At 42.9% G+C, this 18,524-nt stretch carries 16 protein-coding genes and 1 other annotated feature; of the genes, 14 read left to right on the forward strand and 2 right to left on the reverse strand.

All coding sequences use genetic code 11. The annotated features are described in order from the left end of the window. Nucleotide 1 precedes the first annotated feature (1 nt). The 5 genes from CA600_RS31670 to CA600_RS02790 all read left to right on the forward strand — a co-directional run bounded on the left by CA600_RS31670 (nt 2) and on the right by CA600_RS02790 (nt 4,991). Nucleotides 2-1,120: an LCP family protein gene (locus CA600_RS31670; protein WP_256989698.1), complete on the forward strand. Its 1,119-nt coding sequence runs from the start codon at nt 2-4 to the stop codon at nt 1,118-1,120. A 24-nt stretch (nt 1,121-1,144) separates the two neighbouring features. Continuing rightward, nucleotides 1,145-1,771: a sugar transferase gene (locus tag CA600_RS02775; protein ID WP_143812086.1), complete on the forward strand. Its 627-nt coding sequence runs from the start codon at nt 1,145-1,147 to the stop codon at nt 1,769-1,771. Beyond that, the gene (locus CA600_RS02780; RefSeq protein WP_094868820.1) at nt 1,768-2,577 is read left to right on the forward strand and encodes a GNAT family N-acetyltransferase; all 810 of its coding nucleotides are present in this window, start codon (nt 1,768-1,770) and stop codon (nt 2,575-2,577) included. Before CA600_RS02775 ends, CA600_RS02780 begins: the two co-directional genes overlap by 4 nt. Before the next feature lie 78 nt (nt 2,578-2,655). Continuing rightward, nucleotides 2,656-3,765, forward strand: coding sequence for a GNAT family N-acetyltransferase (locus tag CA600_RS02785; RefSeq protein WP_094868821.1), 1,110 nt, complete (start codon nt 2,656-2,658; stop codon nt 3,763-3,765). 59 nt (nt 3,766-3,824) lie between these two features. After that, entirely contained in the window at nt 3,825-4,991 is a 1,167-nt protein-coding gene (locus CA600_RS02790) for an aminotransferase class I/II-fold pyridoxal phosphate-dependent enzyme (RefSeq protein ID WP_094868822.1), read from the forward strand. Between the two features lie 4 nt (nt 4,992-4,995). Here the strand turns inward: CA600_RS02790 and CA600_RS31500 are convergent, their stop codons facing one another. Beyond that, nucleotides 4,996-6,642 carry a glycosyl hydrolase family 28-related protein gene (locus CA600_RS31500; protein ID WP_094868823.1) on the reverse strand — a complete coding sequence of 549 codons (1,647 nt, stop codon included), beginning with the start codon at nt 6,640-6,642 and terminating at the stop codon, nt 4,996-4,998. Between the two features lie 155 nt (nt 6,643-6,797). Here CA600_RS31500 and CA600_RS02800 point away from each other — a divergent pair, with 155 nt between their 5' ends. From CA600_RS02800 to CA600_RS02825, 6 genes are all read left to right on the forward strand, one after another. Continuing rightward, on the forward strand, nt 6,798-7,742 hold the full coding sequence (locus CA600_RS02800; RefSeq protein WP_094868824.1) for an NAD-dependent epimerase/dehydratase family protein: 945 nt from the start codon (nt 6,798-6,800) through the stop codon (nt 7,740-7,742). Between the two features lie 27 nt (nt 7,743-7,769). Next, nucleotides 7,770-8,891 (forward strand): acyltransferase family protein, encoded by a 1,122-nt coding sequence (locus tag CA600_RS02805; protein WP_094868825.1) that lies wholly within the window; start codon nt 7,770-7,772, stop codon nt 8,889-8,891. Nucleotides 8,892-9,586: 695 nt separating this feature from the next. Then, nucleotides 9,587-10,642: an Atu2307/SP_0267 family LLM class monooxygenase gene (locus CA600_RS02810; protein ID WP_094868826.1), complete on the forward strand. Its 1,056-nt coding sequence runs from the start codon at nt 9,587-9,589 to the stop codon at nt 10,640-10,642. An 81-nt stretch (nt 10,643-10,723) separates the two neighbouring features. Beyond that, on the forward strand, nt 10,724-11,404 hold the full coding sequence (locus tag CA600_RS02815) for a Crp/Fnr family transcriptional regulator (RefSeq protein WP_094868827.1): 681 nt from the start codon (nt 10,724-10,726) through the stop codon (nt 11,402-11,404). 112 nt (nt 11,405-11,516) lie between these two features. Continuing rightward, complete coding sequence (locus CA600_RS02820; protein WP_094868828.1) at nt 11,517-12,329, forward strand: DNA alkylation repair protein; 813 nt, start codon at nt 11,517-11,519, stop codon at nt 12,327-12,329. 253 nt (nt 12,330-12,582) lie between these two features. Next, the gene (locus tag CA600_RS02825; protein WP_094868829.1) at nt 12,583-14,133 is read left to right on the forward strand and encodes an acetamidase/formamidase family protein; all 1,551 of its coding nucleotides are present in this window, start codon (nt 12,583-12,585) and stop codon (nt 14,131-14,133) included. A gap of 86 nt (nt 14,134-14,219) precedes the next feature. Here the strand turns inward: CA600_RS02825 and CA600_RS02830 are convergent, their stop codons facing one another. Continuing rightward, nucleotides 14,220-14,666, reverse strand: a complete 447-nt coding sequence (locus CA600_RS02830) for an Lrp/AsnC family transcriptional regulator (RefSeq protein WP_094868830.1) — start codon at nt 14,664-14,666, stop codon at nt 14,220-14,222. 151 nt (nt 14,667-14,817) lie between these two features. Beyond that, nucleotides 14,818-15,048, forward strand: a binding site (T-box leader). Between the two features lie 139 nt (nt 15,049-15,187). Between CA600_RS02830 and tyrS the strand changes: the two genes are divergently transcribed. From tyrS to CA600_RS02845, 3 genes are all read left to right on the forward strand, one after another. Beyond that, nucleotides 15,188-16,447, forward strand: coding sequence for a tyrosine--tRNA ligase (gene tyrS, locus CA600_RS02835; protein ID WP_094868831.1), 1,260 nt, complete (start codon nt 15,188-15,190; stop codon nt 16,445-16,447). 215 nt (nt 16,448-16,662) lie between these two features. Continuing rightward, nucleotides 16,663-16,953 (forward strand): hypothetical protein, encoded by a 291-nt coding sequence (locus CA600_RS02840; RefSeq protein WP_094868832.1) that lies wholly within the window; start codon nt 16,663-16,665, stop codon nt 16,951-16,953. A gap of 319 nt (nt 16,954-17,272) precedes the next feature. Next, nucleotides 17,273-18,517, forward strand: coding sequence for an anaerobic sulfatase maturase (locus CA600_RS02845; protein WP_094868833.1), 1,245 nt, complete (start codon nt 17,273-17,275; stop codon nt 18,515-18,517). Nucleotides 18,518-18,524 lie beyond the last annotated feature (7 nt).

Genomic DNA, 18,524 nt, shown 5'->3' on the forward strand with positions numbered 1-18,524 from the left:
GATGAAGTCGTTTATGAGTAGATGGAACAAGAAGTTGCGTTTGCGTGGTAAGAGTGACAAGGAATTCACAAGAAAACAAATAGTCATAAGGCGAATTGGAAGATTCGCCCTGATTGTTTGTCTGATTGTGATTGTAGTTGGCGGCATTTGGATTAGAGGGGTGTTAAATGCTGAGCAGCGATTTCAAAAGGCTGTCCTTAATCCATTGACGATGCCTAACTCAAAAATTTCTGCATTGCCTGTGGGGAAGACGCAGTCGGATGGGACTCTTATAAATCGAGTGAATTCGGATGGCGTGGTACTACCATCGACTGAACCAGCAGCATCGTCAGGTGCAACTGATAAAAAAACTTCATCCTTTAATGTTGTATTAATTGGAACAGATACGTGGGGTGGGGAAATCTCCCGTGCAGACACGATCATGGTTGTGCATGTAATGCCGGAACAGCGGAAGGTGAACATCGTCTCTGTACCGCGCGATACAAGGGTTTATGTACAGAATGTTGGATACACCAAAATTAATCATGCTCATATTGTTGGTGAGTCCAAAGGTGGGAATGAGCAAGGAACGCTGACGCTCATTCAAGCGGTAAGCGACTTTATGAATATTCCCATTCATCATTACATCAAGACGAATTTCTCTGGAGTTCGTGATTTCATCGATTCAATCGGAGGGATCGACATGGTAATCGATCAAGACGTAACAATAACCCCGGAGATTACCATCAAAAAAGGCGAACAGCATCTGGATGGTGTGCATGCACTCTACCTTGCTAGGGAGCGATATTCAACTCCGAACGGTGACTTTAGTCGTCAAGAGGAGCAATTCAATATCGTTAGAGCTGTGGCTAATAAGCTGTTGAGCCCTGAGCATCTTCCGGATCTGGCGGGATTATTACTCCATGAAAAGAAAGACATTATCGATACAAGCTTCAGCGACAGCGATTTGCTTAGCTTAGCTTGGTTATTCAAGGGGATTACTTCCGCGGACTTTCAATACGAACAGATTCCAGGTAACAACAGTTTTGCTCCTGATCCGCTAGTCGGAACTAAGGTGTACTACTGGAGTGCCGATTTAAAACAGGTGAACTCACTTAAGGAACGTCTTTTTACGGATTAAGAGAAAGGCGGGAGGAGTACTAACATGTATCGCCATATGAAACGAGGCTTCGATCTTGTGGGAGCGATCGTTATGTTATGTGTATTTAGTCCAGTCATGGCTGTGGTGGCGTTGTTGATTCGAATGAAGCTTGGAAGCCCAATCTTGTTCAAGCAGCAACGACCAGGGCGGGGAGAGAAACCCTTCTTCATCTACAAATTTCGGACCATGGCTGAACTGTATGACTTGCAGGGTCAGCCGTTACCAGATGAGCGAAGATATATCAAATTTGGCGGAATCATCCGGAAGCTAAGTCTGGATGAACTGCCACAGCTGGTGAATGTTGTGAAGGGAGAAATGAGTCTGATTGGCCCAAGACCCTTACTGATGCGGTACAGCCCTTATTATTCCGAACAGGAGAGGCTGCGTTTCTCAGTAAGACCAGGAATTACGGGATTAGCACAGGTGTCAGGACGCAATACTTCGTCGTGGAAAGACCGGCTTTCGTATGATGTCACCTATGTCGAGACTTTAAGTTTCAGACTTGATGCGCTGATATTATGTAAGACCGTCTTGAAGGTGATTCGCCAAGATGATGTTGTAGCCAATCCAGGTCGGCATAGCCTACCTCTGGATGAGTACAGGTTGAATAAAAAGGAGGGCCAGGCATGAGTGTGCAGTTTAGACCGCTGCATGAAGACGATATACATCATGCATGCCGGCTCTTGAAGAGCAATTTACCGGAGCATGTGTACAATCAAACGATATTTGCTTGTACGGGTTATCCAGCATATCTACAAGCGGCTTGTAAATGTGGAGGCCATTCAGCCACGTTGTTGATTGGAGCCTATCTTGGAGAAGTGCTCATTGGATTCGCGGAATGGCGAAGAATGGAACAAATATTGGTTCTGAATAATTTAAACGTGGATGCGGCGTTTCGCAAGGACGGCATAGGCGGAATGCTCATGGCTTATGGCGAGAAATTAGCCAAGAGGGACGATATTAAGAAGTTGGTCCTGGATGTGTTCTCATGGAATGAACAGGCTCATGCTTGGTACCTTCGCCTTGGCTTTGTAGAAGAAGGACGTACTTATTGGTATGTGAGGGATCTGGAACGTTCATTAACGGCTAATGCAGATGTTATTGCTGCTGGAGCGGATATAGATAATGAAGAAGTGACTTACATTATTGATGATTACCCAATGGCAGAGGCACATCATCTAAAATACGGATTTTCTTCATTTAGGATTAGAACGAAGCAGAAGACTTCAGTTGTGGGTCGGCTCGGCGAGCAGTATTTTCGTATCCAACTGCAGAGTGGGGAGTGGGACGGTGGATATCCACTAACCGATGTGTTACTCGACCTTGACCGGGAGAGAAAGCTGTTATTGCTTTCATCCGATGCATTCTTACGTGAGAGAGACCCAGCGCTAAGCTTAAGCACTGAAAGTATACGCATGATCAAGATATTGGATTAGCAGCGAATGCTTCTGGAGTAATTTTTGTCGAAGGACATCAAGGAAGCGTACGCTAACATAACTTTTAGGAGGTGACGTATGAGTGATTTCATTGTGCTTAATAGCTCACATTCTGAAGAGTGGGATGCTTATTTGAATCAGATGAATAGTAAGGATATCTATTTTTCTGCAGATTTTTTTCGGCTGTTTGAGGATGAGCATCATCAACAGGCGGAGCTGTTTGTTTTTAAGCAGGGTGAGAAGCTCATTATTTATCCTTACTTACTTCGCTCTATTAACCATCTTCCCGCAGTCATCCAGCTGGGACTTGAAGGAGAATGGTATGACATCAGCACACCTTATGGATACGGGGGGCCAATATCTAATGTGCCACTAGGAGTGGAACGAACGGAGTTGTACCGACAATTCAGTGAAACGTTCACAGATTACTGCAGAGAGAAAAAGATCATGACCGAGTTTGTAAGATTCCATCCTTTCATAGGCAATGCCACTGAATACCAAAAAGGGCTTACTACAGAGCTCAATCGGAATACAGCTTACATGGATTTGACAGTTGGCTCAGAGTCAGCGCTAATCCAGAACTATGGCAGCAATCATAAAAGAAATATCCGTAAATTAAAGTCTGCTCCATTCACCATTCGAAAGTCGGATCTTAAGGATCGGATCGAGCCTTTCATCGAGTTATATTACGGTACGTTAAATGATTTACAAGCAGATCCCTTTTATTATTTCCCGCAAAAATTTATAGAAGATACAAGCCTTTTACCAGACGGACGGGTAGTACTGTTCGAGGCGATGGATGGGGAGAGGAGTATAGGGGCAAGTATTGTACTCCTTGATCGACCATGGATGCATTATCACTTATGCGGTTGGGATCGAGCTTATCTGCAGTGGTCACCCACCAAATTTCTCATCCACGCAGCAGCTGTGTGGGGGTTGGAGAATGGATACGAAAAATTCCATCTTGGTGGAGGATATAAGGGGAATGACGAACTGTTTCAGTTCAAGCTAAGATTCGCTACGCAACTAGAGCCACTGGACTATTACTTAGGGAAGCGAATTTTTTTTCCCGAGGTGTATGAGCGAATGATAGCACTCTGTGACACTGGAGTTGCAGGGAATTACTTTCCGCTCTACCGGCATCCATCTCTTTTGAATCAAAATATCATGGACCACGCTCTGAAGTAAGTCAATAAGATATGTATTCCATTTGGATTAAAGCATCCAAATGGAGAAAGGAGCAAGGCATGAGTATTCGTCAATCAAGCATTCTACCCCGAATCTTGTTATCCCCACCGCATGTAAGCGGACGTGAACAGGCTTATTTGGAGGATGCAATTCACTCTGGCTGGATCGCTCCCATCGGACCGCAAGTTGATGCATTCGAGCAGGAGATGGCCGACTATACAGGTTCAAAGGGGGCACTTGCGTTAAGCTCTGGAACAGCGGCAATTCATCTGGCACTCCGTCTTGCTGGCGTTTCTCAAGGAGATTACGTGATTTGTTCTACGCTCACGTTCGTAGCTAGTGCCAATCCTATTTTATATTTGGGGGCTACACCTGTATTTGTAGACTCAGAACCAGAGACATGGAATATGTGTCCATTAGCTTTTCAGCGGGCCTGCCAGGATTTGAATGATAAAGGGATACTGCCTAAAGCAGCCGTTGTTGTCAATTTGTACGGACAGAGCGCAGACATGGAGCCCATTGTAGAAATCGCGAATCGTTACGGTATTACTCTAATAGAAGATGCTGCGGAATCCCTAGGTGCCTTTTATCACGGAAAGGCTAGTGGTACATGGGGCCGCTTCGGAATCTATTCTTTCAACGGAAATAAAATTATCACAACCTCAGGTGGAGGTATGCTTGTGTCGGATGATACCGATGCATTAGACCAAGCCCGTTTCTGGTCTACCCAAGCACGTGACACTGCTCCACACTATCAGCATTCCGAAATGGGTTATAACTACCGGCTAAGTAACCTGTTGGCAGCCATAGGTCGAGGGCAATTGGAGCTACTTGAGGAAAGAGTCGAACGACGTAGATATATTTCTCAAGTGTACTCAGATCGATTGGGATCCATTCCGGGTCTTCATTTCATGCCGGAAGCGCCAAATTGCCGCAGTACACGCTGGTTAAGTGCGCTAACGATTGATGAAGAGATCGCAGGCTTCTCCGCTAATCAACTCTTAAAGTGCCTGGAATTCAACAATATAGAAGCTAGACCTGTTTGGAAACCACTACATCTGCAACCTCTATTCGAGAACGCCTTCTATTATCCATACATGGAGGAACATAGTGTATCTGATCAATTGTTCACAAAAGGTATATGTCTACCTTCCGGTAGCTCTTTATCGGATGATGATCTGGTACGCGTAATGGATGCGATAGAGTCTTGTATTCAGAACCGCTGAAGAATTACTTAGCGATCCATCCGTTAGCACCGGTTCCGCTTTCCTTCACATAAAAAGTGGCTTTCGCTACACCATCTGTTCGCATAGCCAGACTGCCAATCGGAGCGGTAATTGTTCCCTCAGGCGATCCTTCCACGATAAATACTGCAGGAAGTAATGTTCCACCAACGAGTCGGACTGCACGTTTGAAGTTGCCATAGGTAGAGAACCATTCAGTTAAAGCATACGGATTATACAAGGTACCAAGAGAAGTACCCTGCATGGCAACCAATGTTTCGAATTCAAGAATGCGTTTTACCTTTACAGAACGGGTATCAAACACTGCTACATTGTTCAGGTGCAGGAAGGGCTTAGCTGCACCATAAGAAGACGCTAGCACGACTTGATTGGTCCCGCTGTTACGGACAATTATATTGTCGACAGTAACCATCGCGTCAGACTCTGTTGTGAATAATTGCAAGGTACTGCCCGTTAAGTCTTGTGCATCTATCGTCCCCACATAAAGATCTCCTCCGTCGATTCGGACTCCGCTTGCTAAGGTGGAGCCCGAGCCGTACATCCCTAACGAGCCGATATGCAATCTTGGTTTTCCTCCAGCAGCATTAAACGCAGCGTAGATCGCAGGGCCGCCGATTCCATCGAACTTTGCGCTTGCGATATCAATAAATTGTGAATAGATCGTTTGTAAACCGTAATTTGCTTTATGATCCGTCGAGCGAATAGACAAATGGTTGATTTTTAGCGTCAATCCATAGGACAGCAATGCTGGACTTACTGATCCGCTTACACGCATATCTAGTGAACCGATGTCGAGAGTCCAGAGTCTCGTTATCTCATCTGAAAGCCCAGTTGTCATATCATTGCCGAAACCAATAGTCGTCAAGGAGTCAAATCTCTGATAAAAGCTACGCGTTCCCTTGAATATATCGGGTTCCACATCAAGTGAATTGGCGCCATTAAACCCAGGTGCACCACCGCGACTGTTATTTAATACCGCTCTGTTGACATGAAGCTGGTCTACAAAATGGACTACAAAGTTCTTTCGGCCAGCCGTTTCACAGAAAGCATATCCGATATGCACATTAACGGATGGGATATCTTCAGTCCCTCCAATGAAAATATTATCACCATAGCAATCATGAGAGTACACCGATTCGATCGTTATATTTTGCGAAGAAGAAATGAACAAGCCATGAAGTTGATCGTTGACGGCTGTTTTAACAGTCGAAGCACTTCCGTCTATTTCGAGGCTGCCGGATATCGTGATGTTTGAGGCATTTAACATAACAAGAACACGAGTATCCGAGGGTGGGTTAGGGGCAAGCACTAATTTTGAGCCGGCTTCAAAGCTCAGGTTAGTTCCGGTTGGAATACGAAGACACCACCAGTCGAGGACTGAAGGGTTACGCATGTGGCCGGAAGAGACTTTATATACACCAGGCGGAAAAATAACAACCTTGCGTTTGGCATTTCCAGCATTAATTGCATTTTGAATCGCGACGGTGTCATCTTTGGTACCATTCCCTGTAGCTCCATAGGATCGAACATTCACGTAACCGTTAGTTTCAGGATCTAATTTAATAGAAGTGACCGCGCCGTCCGCAATAACGGGCGTTGTTACAGAATTATCTGGAATAGGTGCAGTTGCCATATACTTCACTCCTTTATTTTTTGATTGGAAATATAAGAGTAATGATTGTCGTCCATAAAGGATGACAACATCGTTTCTTCATAAGTATTTTATGTGAACTTTTCTACAGATGCACGGTACAAAGAGCACTTTACAGGGCGAAAGGAGTTTTTTATTTGAAGGTATTAGTAACTGGGGGGCTTGGTTTTATTGGGTCACATGTTGTTGACCGGCTTATAAGAGAGGGGATCGAAACTGTAATTGTAGATAATTTATCGGGAGCTTCCGGCTCATTCTATAGAAATCCTTCGGCACTTTTATACCCGTACGACATTCGGGACGAGACACTGGGTGAAGTCTTTATCCGTGAGAAGCCGGATGTGGTTATTCATCTGGCGGCACAGATTGACGTAAGAGAATCACAGCGCAATCCATTGTTTGATGCGAATGTGAATATTGTTGGCACACTAAACGTTCTGCGGATGTGTGAGGTGCATCAGGTTGAAAAGATCGTCTACGCCTCGTCGGCCGCAGTATACGGTAATCCTGAATATTTGAGCATTGACGAGAAACATCCCCTAAATCCTGAATCTTGTTATGGGGTATCAAAAAGTGTTCCTGAATCTTATATTCGGATGTTTGCAAGCATGCATGGGCTGAAGTACACCATTCTTCGTCTTGCGAATGTGTATGGACCTCGACAAAGCTCGCATGGTGAAGCTGGCGTCGTTTCGATTTTTCTGGATCGCTTAAAGCAAGGCAAGGAGCTTGTGATTTATGGGGATGGAGAACAGACCAGGGATTTTGTCTATGTTGAGGATGTTGCACAGGCGTTTGTAAATGCGGCTTGTACAGACGAGAATGCGGATAATCAGATCATAAATATTAGCTGCGGGGTGGCGACTTCCATTAATACGATTGTAGAAATGATAGGCGGTATTACAGGTCGGGAATCCCAGACAACCTATGAGCTTGCTCGACCGGGAGATATTCTTCACAGCTACTTAAACAACAGTAAAGCAATGGAGCTGATGTCCTGGTCTCCTCACCATGACCTTCATCAGGGACTCAAGAAGACGGTTACAGCCCGATTGACTGTAGGCAGTGCTGTGGACCATTAATCGCAAATATCGAAAGGGGTCATCCCCATGGAACGAAAATTAAATTCGGAAATGTTTGTTCTACGTAGTATAGCCTGCTTAAGTATAGCGCTGTTGCATGCTTTATATCGAGTCTATGACGATGGTAACACGTCTTGGGTAGACTCAGTGGGTCTACTGCTTACCTTTGGCACACCGGTATTCGTATTTATCTCGCAATTCGTATTGTCTTTTGCATACCCGGACGGAATTCCCGCGAAATTTTGGGAGAAACGGATCAAGTATATTTTGCTTCCTTACTTTTTTTTCGGAGCTTTGTACGCAGGGTTAAAAGGATTGGATATGGCGAGCAGTGAGGGGATTCCGCTTCTTCAGGCTTTTTGGTACTTCCTGTGGCGTCATTGGTTACTTGGCGATTTTCATGGCTACTTTATCCTAATTATCTTTCAGTTTTATGCCCTATTCCTCTTATTTCAAAGGCATGCCAGAAAATTCACTCCACGCTCTATACTGATTGCGTCATTCGTTATAAATATGGCTTACTTAGGCTTTTTTAATTTCACCAAACCCGTAGATACGGTAGCTGCTCAATATATTTGGGATAAATTGTATTGGGTTTTCTCTCCGGGGTGGATTTTCTACTTTACTGCGGCTTATTACTTGGGGCGAAATGAGACTTGGTTCCGGGAAAAATTAAAACAGTTCCGTTTAGCTGTCTACGTGCTTCCAGTTGTAACAGGTGCGCTTGTGCTATTCGTGAATGGGCAAGGCTGGATTACGGCACATAGTTCTAAAAGAATTGATATGTTACTTTTCGCCATGAGCATGATTCTGCTACTCTTCACAGTGGCTTCTTCATTGAAAAAAGTGCCGCGTATGCTGGAGTGGAGCAGTAGGTACTCCTTCGGCATATATTTGCTTCACCCGTTGTTGTTGGCTTTATTCGTCAAACTTCCTTCTTCGTTCGGGTTGCAAAACTTTGGACTATTCAGTGTGCTGCTCCAATTTGTCGGATGTGTGGTTGGATCGGCGATCATCATGAATATAGCGAATCGTATTCCAGGCGGAGCCTTTGTCTTTGGTCGAGTCGGAATTGGAATCAATCAGAGGAAGAAACCGAAATCGTCGGATACACCGATAACTACGAGTATTGGGAACCCTTCGAATTAGCTGAAAATTTACCACTACCCTTCCGTTTTTTTAGTTGATTAGTGGTCTTTTAACATTCTCTGGGTAAATGGTCATTCCATCGTACTAGTTCCGCCCTTCAAGCCTTATTAAAAAGGTAAATAGTTGTAAAAAGTTCAATTGCGCTCAAACATTTGCTGCATAGTTTCGGTTTAATTGCATATTGTACAATTATTTTGCGAGAATTCCATCATATGGAGGTAAATGATCACTTTTAAGTGTATAGAGTGCAACTATATCCCAATAAGCTACCTAAAAAGCGCATATAGTTGCACAAAATACAATTAAACAGCGAAAGTCACGCCCACCGCGGCAAAGTTACAGTTTAATAGTGTGTTGTAGCCCGAAAGAGCGTAATCCTGCTGCATCGGACCGTATTGCAGCTATTGCTTCATTTTGCAATCGTTTCAGACTGTATAGCTCTTATTCCCACTAGAATATACATTTTATAGGTGAATTCAGTGAATAGTTGCATCTGAGTCCAATAGGTTAGAAAAATGACCAAAGTCATAAAAATAATGGCTCCTCTGTCCGATCTATAATCGAGGGATCTAAAATAGTTGGAATTATTGGAGAATCCTATTATAATGAGTTTCTTGATTCATAGTAATCATGAATATTTAAATATTTACATCTAGAGAATAATGCAACGTGCAGACATTAGGAGGAAATGAAAAGTGGAACTTGGAATAAGTACCTTTGTCGAGACAACGCCCGATGTCCAAACGGGTGAGACAATAAGTCATGCAGAACGGCTACGTGAAGTAGTGGAGGAAATTGTACTTGCCGAAGAGGTGGGACTAGATGTATACGGAGTGGGCGAGCATCATCGTCATGATTATGCGGCTTCATCACCTGCGGTTGTGTTAGCTGCAGCTGCATCGTTGACTTCGAAAATTCGGTTGACCAGTGCCGTAATGATCCTGTCTTCAGCAGATCCCGTACGTGTATTTCAAGATTTTGCAACGCTAGATGGCATTTCGAATGGACGTGCAGAAATTATGATCGGCCGCGGCTCGTTTACAGAGTCTTTCCCATTATTCGGCTATGATCTGAAAGATTATGAAGAACTCTTTAATGAGAAGCTGGAATTGTTATTAGCTATCCAAAAGTCAGAAAAAGTGACCTGGAGCGGCAAACATAGAGCGGCCATAAACAATCTGGGGATTTATCCGCGTCCGGTTCAAGATCCGTTACCAATTTCGATTGGGAGTGCAGGAAGCCCAGAGTCAGCGATCCGCACAGGGGCGCTTGGTTTGCCTTTTGTTTTAGCAATTATTGGGAATGTTCTTCCGCTTGATTATGCGAAACATGTGCAGCTCTATAAAAATGCAGCGGCTGAAGCCGGATATGATATTTCAAACTTACAGGTTGCCTCGCATTCTCACGGGTTTATTGCTGAGACGAATGAGTTAGCTTTGGAGAAATTTTTCCCTTCAACGCATGCTCGAACCAATGTGCGGGCGATAGAAAAAGGGACGCCACCCTACCATCGTTCCGATTATGATAAAGCGTGCAGCTTTGATGGCGCTCTTTACGTAGGTGATCCAGAAACCGTTGCAAACAAAATCATTCATCTTCGCAAACATGTGGGGATTCCGCGATTCTTTTTACATATGCCCCACGGTACAATGCCTCATGAGGATGTTATGCAGGCGATTAGACTGCTGGGAACGGAAGTAGCCCCTCGTGTTCGTGAAGAAGTAGCGCGCTGGGAAGCAAGTAATCGTTAATGAATAAGCTGCGTCCTTAGGACGTGGCTTTTTTTGTGCGGTATACTAAAATAACGAATAACGTTATATAAGGGAGGGGCCATGGAGACTATTCATTATTTATCTCAATTCAATTTGCTTCAATCGTTAGCGCTGGAAGATCTAATGGAAATGGAAGAGTTGACCCGAATAACAGTGGTTCCGAAAAATACATATATCCAAACACCGCCAACCTTCTCTGAAGGATTATTTTTTGTGAAAAAAGGAAAGGTACGTTTATACCGATTGAATGCGGATGGGAAGCAGTTTACTTCGGATATTTTGAGTGAGGGTAATGTTTTTGGTGAAATGAACGTGATTTCGTTTGGAACGAAAGATCATTACATTGAAGCCATGGAAGAGTGTCATATCTGTACAATTGATCCTGTAAGATTTGAAGAATTCGTAGCTACTCGACCTAGATTTTTGATGTCATTAATGCAAGTATTGAGCGATCGTATAAAAAGTATGAGTCAGTTAACTCATAACCTAGCCATCGGAAATCTGCATGATAAAATATTGTGCGTTCTTTTAAAGCTATCGGATCAACTAGGCGTTAAAAGTGAGGATAATTATTATAAAATCAATGTTCCACTGTCACATCAAGAAATCGCCAATTTGATTGGTGCGAGCAGAGAAGCGGTTACTATGGCATTGCAAGAGTTGGTAAAAGCTGAGGTGCTTCAGACTGGATTCAGAACTATACTTATCCACCATGATAAAGTCTCCGGTAGAAATTTATAAAGATTATGAGTTGTAAATGAGATTACATCTTTATGGTTAGAAATACCCGTATCCTAAATATAAGAAGAAGGTTATTCAAGCCTTTAAAATCATAGGTGAAGGGAAGATTTCTATGGAGCATAGGAAGGGAGCTCGAAAAGTTAGCGATATTCCTGCTGAAGTTGTAGGACTATTGCATAAAGGACAATTACAGACTGTAAATCTAACGGAATGGCTTGCTGTGGACCATATGGTTTTGTTGGGAAATGTGCTGGACGAGCTAGGTTTTGGACAGGAATCCGAACCGATTTTACAAAGGCTTCGCGATTCATCGGAAAAGAAAATCATGAAGCTCATACCGGCTATTGCGCGGGAGTGGCAACAGGTGTTGGAATGCAAATCAGAGGCGGAACAAGTCCGAGTATTCTCAGCTTTAGCGCAGCATCATTCCGATAGTGTCCGCTGTTGGGCTGCCTATATGATCGGTCTAAATCAATCTTTAAGTCTGTCGCAAAAGCTAATGGATATCCGTCCCTTTGCAGCGGATGATCATTTTGGGGTACGCGAGATTTCATGGATGGCTTTAAGGGAATCGGTCATTGCAGAATTGGATGAATCCATTAAGTTCTTAGAGAGCTGGGTTTATGATCAAGATACGAACATAAGGAGATATGCGATCGAATTGACGCGGCCACATGGGGTATGGGCGAAGCATATTATTGCGCTCAAAGAAAACCCAGCAATAGCTCTTCCATTATTAGATCCACTTAAATCAGATCCGGCAAAATACGTACAGGATTCTGTAAGTAATTGGCTGAACGATGCGAGTAAAAGCAATCCGGAATGGGTGCTGCAGCTTAGCGAGAAGTGGTTGATTTCTTCGGATTCCAAGGAAACGAAGCGGATTGTAACACGGGCAACAAGGAGTATAACTGCTCTACGTTGAAAATGAAGTATCACTTTAGAATGGATGATAGAACGTTAAACACTTTGGCTAATTAGCTAATAAGTGTTGGCGTTTTTTTTATGTAACGAAGAAGCGGGCTTGGATAATTAAAGATATCTAATAGTTATAACTTATTATTTAAGCTTAGAAGTGTATAAATATTTATATTGTTAATCTGGAATCCATCTGTTATACTCAAAAACACGATATGTTATAAAATATAACATTAAATTGAGTTGAGGAGGATCTGACTATGAAAAGACAAATATTCCTGAAGGTTAGTGTCATTTTATCAACGGTTTTGCTAGTTGATTCATCAGTTAGTGTTATGTATGCTAACACTGATATTGGTGCTTATAAACCGAAAACTCATGTTCTAAAGGCAAACTCGGAGACTGTTCGCTGGGGGAATATTGGTAAGGGTAATCCAGCTTTAACGGTACAATCAGGAGATATTGTAACGGTCGAGGCAATTACGCATCATTCCGGTGATGATTACGACCGAATGATTAAAGGGGATGCGGGTGTTGAAGATATTTTTCACTGGATAGAAGGGGAGAAGAACGAAGCGCTTCGTGGACCAGGCGTACATATTATGACGGGACCTATCGCAGTAGAAGGCGCTGAGCCAGGGGATGTTCTGGAAGTGAAGATTTTGGACATGAAGCTGAGACCTAATGGAAATGACAAATACGCAGGTAAAACCTATGGCGTGAATGCCGCGGCGAACTGGGGTTATCTATACGGAGATATGGTTGAGGAGCCGAAAAAACGTGAAGTGGTCACCATCTATGAGATGGATACTGAAGGTGGGACGGATTATGCAACTGCTGTTTATAACTACAGATGGACAGCGCAAACCGATCCGGATGGTCAAGTGCACCCGACAATCGACTACCCAGGTGTAATTGTAGACCATAATACGATTGATAAGAACTTTGATGTATTGAAAGGTATAAAGATTCCAGTACGTCTCCACTTCGGCACGATGGGTGTGGCGCCTAAAGAAGCAGATATCGTTGATTCCGTCCCTCCTTCTTACAATGGTGGCAATGTAGATGATTGGCGGATTACTGAAGGTGCAACGATGTATTACCCTGTATCCGTACCGGGTGCGCTACTGTCGATTGGTGATCCGCATGCCGGTCAAGGGGATTCTGAGATTAACGGAACGGCTATCGAGACATCGGTCACTGGTGATATACAAGTCATTCTTCATAAAAAAGCAACGCTTAACAAAAAATTGAATGGGTTAAGTTTCCCATTACTTGAAAATGAGTACGAATGGGTTGTGCATGGCTTCAGTTATGCGAATTATTTGGAGGCTCTCGGAGCAAGTGCACAAACAGATATCTTCAAAAACTCTTCCATCGACAAAGCGATGAAGGATGCTGCTCATAAAACGAAAGATTTTTTAATGGGTGGAATGGATTTGAGTGAGGATGAAGCGTACTCACTGATGTCTGTGTCCGCGGATTTCGGAATTACACAGGTGGTGGATGGTAATTGGGGCGTGCATGCTTTGATCGATAAAGGCCAATTCGGTGATTCGGAGCGCAAGGCAGTGGGATTACGTAGCAGCTTTGAAAGCTTTGGTGCGAAGGTGAGCTGGAAACCGGCTACTCAGACAGTAACTATAAGCTACAATAATAATGTTCTAGAGATGAAAGTCGGGGCGACGACAGGAATGTATAATGGAGAGGTCGTTAAGCTCGTTGCTCCAATAGAAGTTGTAAAAGAGAAGACTCAGGTCAGTGAATATTTCGCGAAATTTTATAAAGCTAAGTTATCTAAAACAGAGTAGGTGAATTAGTATAATTAGCAATCATTTCTTAATCATTATAAGATCCAAACCAGAGGAGAACCGTCTTTATAAAGTCGGTTCTTTTTTTATATATTTAGACCGTCCTGATTTTTATGGCGCTTTAATAAGATTTGGTTTTCTACACGGACTAGACCGTCCAGACAGTAGATGGATTCATGCATAAACCGTTCCATCTCTTCAAGGTTCTCAACTAGAATATGAATGTGAAGGATGCAAGGCCCTGTCATTTCATAAAGTACGGCTACGCGTTCATTTTCTTTCAAGATCCCGACTATATGATTTAAATGAGAAGGCTCTACTTCAAGCTCCAAATATGCGGAAATTTTCTTTCCTAGCTTTTCTGCGTTAATGACGATTGAGAATTGCTCAATAATTCCTTGATTGACGAGCCGGTCAATACGATCCTTAACCGCTACACTTGATAAATTAACTTCTTTAGCTAGATCGGTGTAGGAGATTCTGCTGTTTTGAGTTAGGCGTTCTAAAATATGATTATCGATTGGATCAAGCATACGGAGTCGTTCACCTCTTTTTTCGTAATTGTAACAGAAAAAAATAGGCAATGCCTAGTAGTGCATCACAGCAGGAGTGTGACTCAGCATTCTCAGCTTAAGATGTTGACATTGAAGAATTATTTCACTATACTGGCTGTAATCTTATATACGATATACGTTGAAGAAGCCCAGTAGTAGCTTAGTCCCTGTTCCAGAAAGCCGGGGGTTGATGAAACCCGGTACACACTAAGAGTACGAATTACACTTTGGAGTATCTCGGCTAACACCGAGCGGAATGGCGAACGATATCTCGTCACGAGTGGCATCAAGGCTGTGTTTTAGCATTAGCGTTTCATTGGTGCAATCTGGGTGGTAACACGGTTATTCAATCGTCCCTATGTCTACAATAGACAAGGGGGCGATTTTTTTGTTTTTAAATATAGGGATTTATAGGTTTCGCTTCATCAATTATCCTTATATTTGCTTGGCGGACTGATGATTCGTTATAGGATATCTACTAATTTAAGGGGTGTTAGGCAATGAATATTATCGACGAACTAGAATGGCGCGATGCCATCAATCAACAAACCGATGCCGAAGGGCTTAGAGAATTGACCAACAAGAAATCCGTTTCAGTGTACTGCGGTGTAGACCCGACGGGTGACAGTATGCATATTGGTCACTTGATTCCGTTTATGGTACTCAAAAGATTCCAGCTTGCAGGACATCGTCCGGTTATTCTAATTGGCGGTGCAACAGGTACGATTGGTGATCCAAGTGGACGCCAGTCTGAACGCTCTTTGCAGACACTGGAGCAAGTTCAAGCGAACGTGGATGCACTTACGGCACAAATGAAAAAACTGTTCGTAACCGATGGCGACAATCAAATTCGCATGGTGAACAACTATGATTGGACGCATAAAATCAATGTTATTGAGTTTTTGCGTGACTATGGTAAGAACTTCAGCATCAATTCGATGCTTGCCAAGGATGTTGTAGCGAGCAGATTGGACAGCGGAATTTCCTTTACGGAATTCTCCTACCAAATCCTGCAATCCCTAGATTACCTGCATTTGTACCAGCATGAAGATGTGCAGCTGCAAATTGGTGGCTCTGATCAATGGGGCAACATTACAAGTGGACTGGATTTGATCCGTAGAAAAGAAGGATCTGAAGCTATAGCCTTCGGTCTTACTATCCCGCTTATGCTGAAATCCGATGGCACGAAATTTGGTAAATCAGCTGGTGGAGCAATCTGGCTGGACCCGAACAAAACGACTGCGTTTGAGTTCTACCAGTTCTGGGCGAATACGGATGACCGTGATGTTGTGAAATACTTGAAGTACTTCACATTCCTTTCTAAAGAACAAATTGATGCACTTGCAGAAAAAGTACAGTCTGAACCACATAAACGTGAGGCTCAAAAAACACTAGCTGAAGAAATGACCAGATTCGTGCATGGTGAAGAATTGCTGGAGCAGGCGAAACGTATTACTGCTGCTCTGTTCAGTGGAGATATCAAATCCCTAACAGCTGATGAGATCGAGCAAGGCTTCAAGGAAATGCCGACTTACGAAACTACACTGGAATCCAAAAACATCGTAGAGTGGTTGGTTGATCTCGGGATCGAGCCATCTAAGCGTCAAGCGCGTGAAGATATCACCAAAGGCGCAATTTCCATGAACGGTGAAAAAGTTAGCGATGTAGCATTTGAAGTTACAGCAAATGAAGCGATCGGTGGCCGGTTTATCATTATCCGTAAGGGTAAGAAAAACTACAGCTTGGTGAAATTGTCCTAGAAGGTATAATATTAATAGGTCTTCCTTATATGAATAAGGGAGGCTTATTGCTATATTTGGGATAGTTAGCTTATCATTTACGTATTAAAATGAAAATCGAAGGTGAAATCGTTGGAATTATGTTAAGATTAGGATTCGTGTGATTTATAGATTAACATAATCATCAGAAACCATAATAGAAAATTAGGAGTGGTAATTTGAGAAGACAAAAACCAATGACCATGGAAGAATTAATGAATGAACTTCAAGGTCAAAAAATGAATCAAGAAGATCCCAATGAAATATCTTTTGAAAAGCTGTTTAATGAAGAGTTTATGAAAAAATATTCGAATTGGATGAGTTTTGATGAATTTTTAATCAAAGGGAACTTTCAAGTAAAGACAGAAGAAGATGTTGCTGACATACCTGATGAACTTTTTGATCGTCATGTAGCAAGAGAGACGAAGTTTGCAGATTGGAAATCAATGTTGGAAACAGCAAATAAGGAATACGTCCGTACAACATGAAACAACATTAGTATTTAAAGTCCCCGAAACGGAACTGACCCCGTTTGTAATTTGGGATTAAAGTACCTAACAAGTTTAAATAGCCAGTCGCTGGAAATTCAGCGACTGGCTATTTTTTTCGCTAAAATACTGTAATCAAACGAATCCCATTCTCAAATATACTGCACTCTCATTAGTTTATGGGGAGGTGTTTTTTATGTCCAATTATTCGATTAACTGTGATGTTTTACTCATTGATGATTTGCATCCTATGATTTAATTGATGACATAGGAAATCGCTTTAACAAAGATAGTATATACATAGGAGGGGCAGACTCGTATGGCAACATGCATGCAGACCACAAGGCCACAAACCCTTAATGTCATGTGGAAAACCGTCTCAGAGGATTGTAATCTAGCCTGTGATTATTGCTACTACAGCACAGCAGGGGGGCATCCTCGGCAACCGATCCGGGTGATGGATATGGATCTTCTGGAGCGATTTATCGCTCAGTACATGAAAAGATCATCAGGTATAGCGACTTTTTCTTGGCAGGGAGGGGAGCCGCTATTGGCCGGACTTCCGTATTTTGAACGCGTGATTTCACTCCAAGCTAAGTACGCTCCACCTCATACAATGATTAGTAATGCGCTGCAGACCAACGGAACGCTTATTAACGAGAAATGGGCGGAATTTTTTAAACGGTATAACTTTTTGGTTGGGATTAGTGTGGACGGTCCTGAGCCCATTCATGATGCGCATCGTATAACGGGCTCGGGGAAAGGTAGTTATGATCTAGTTATGCGTGGGGTTCGCCATTTACAGAATGAGGGTGTGGACTATAGTATTCTGACGGTGATCCATGAAGATAACGTAACGAAACCGGACGATTTGATGGCATTTTACCAAGAACAAAAATTTCCCTATGTTCAGTTTATCCCTTGCATGGATTTTGTTTCACAGAAGAGTGATATGCCTGGCCGCTTTCGAATTACACCTGAACAATACGGAGTCTTTTTATGCCGTACATTTGATCTGTGGTACAACGAGGGGTATCCAGAGCTTCCCATTCGTATTTTTGAGAATATGCTTCTAGTATTCATGCATCGGGAGGCAGAGTTGTGCGTTCACAGCTCATGCTGTCCGAAGATGATGGTGCTTGAAACCAACGGGGATGCTTATCCTTGCGATTTCTTTATTGATGAAGAGCACAGGTTAGGAAATATCGGCTATACCGACCTTGAAGCACTGCTTACCAGCCCTATATATGATGACTTTTTGTTAATGAAACCCAATATGAATGAATCATGCTATAAGTGTGAATATCTTAGCTTTTGCAATGGGGGATGCCCACGCAACCGGAATTGGCTTGATGTTCATGATCGTACTGAGGTTGATTATTTCTGCAGTAGCTATAAAATATTCTACTCATATGCCTATGAACGAATGATACTGCTAGCAAACCGACTTAAATCTGAGCAGATGCTGGCGTTCAGGAAAAGTGCCAAACTACTTCCAGGTAGAAATGATCCATGTCTCTGCGGAAGCGGGAAAAAATTTAAGAGTTGCTGTCAACCACTATAGCTAAAAT

Origin of the sequence: Paenibacillus sp. VTT E-133280 (assembly GCF_002264385.1) — a bacterium.
Lineage (GTDB): Bacteria > Bacillota > Bacilli > Paenibacillales > Paenibacillaceae > Paenibacillus_AQ > Paenibacillus_AQ nitricinens.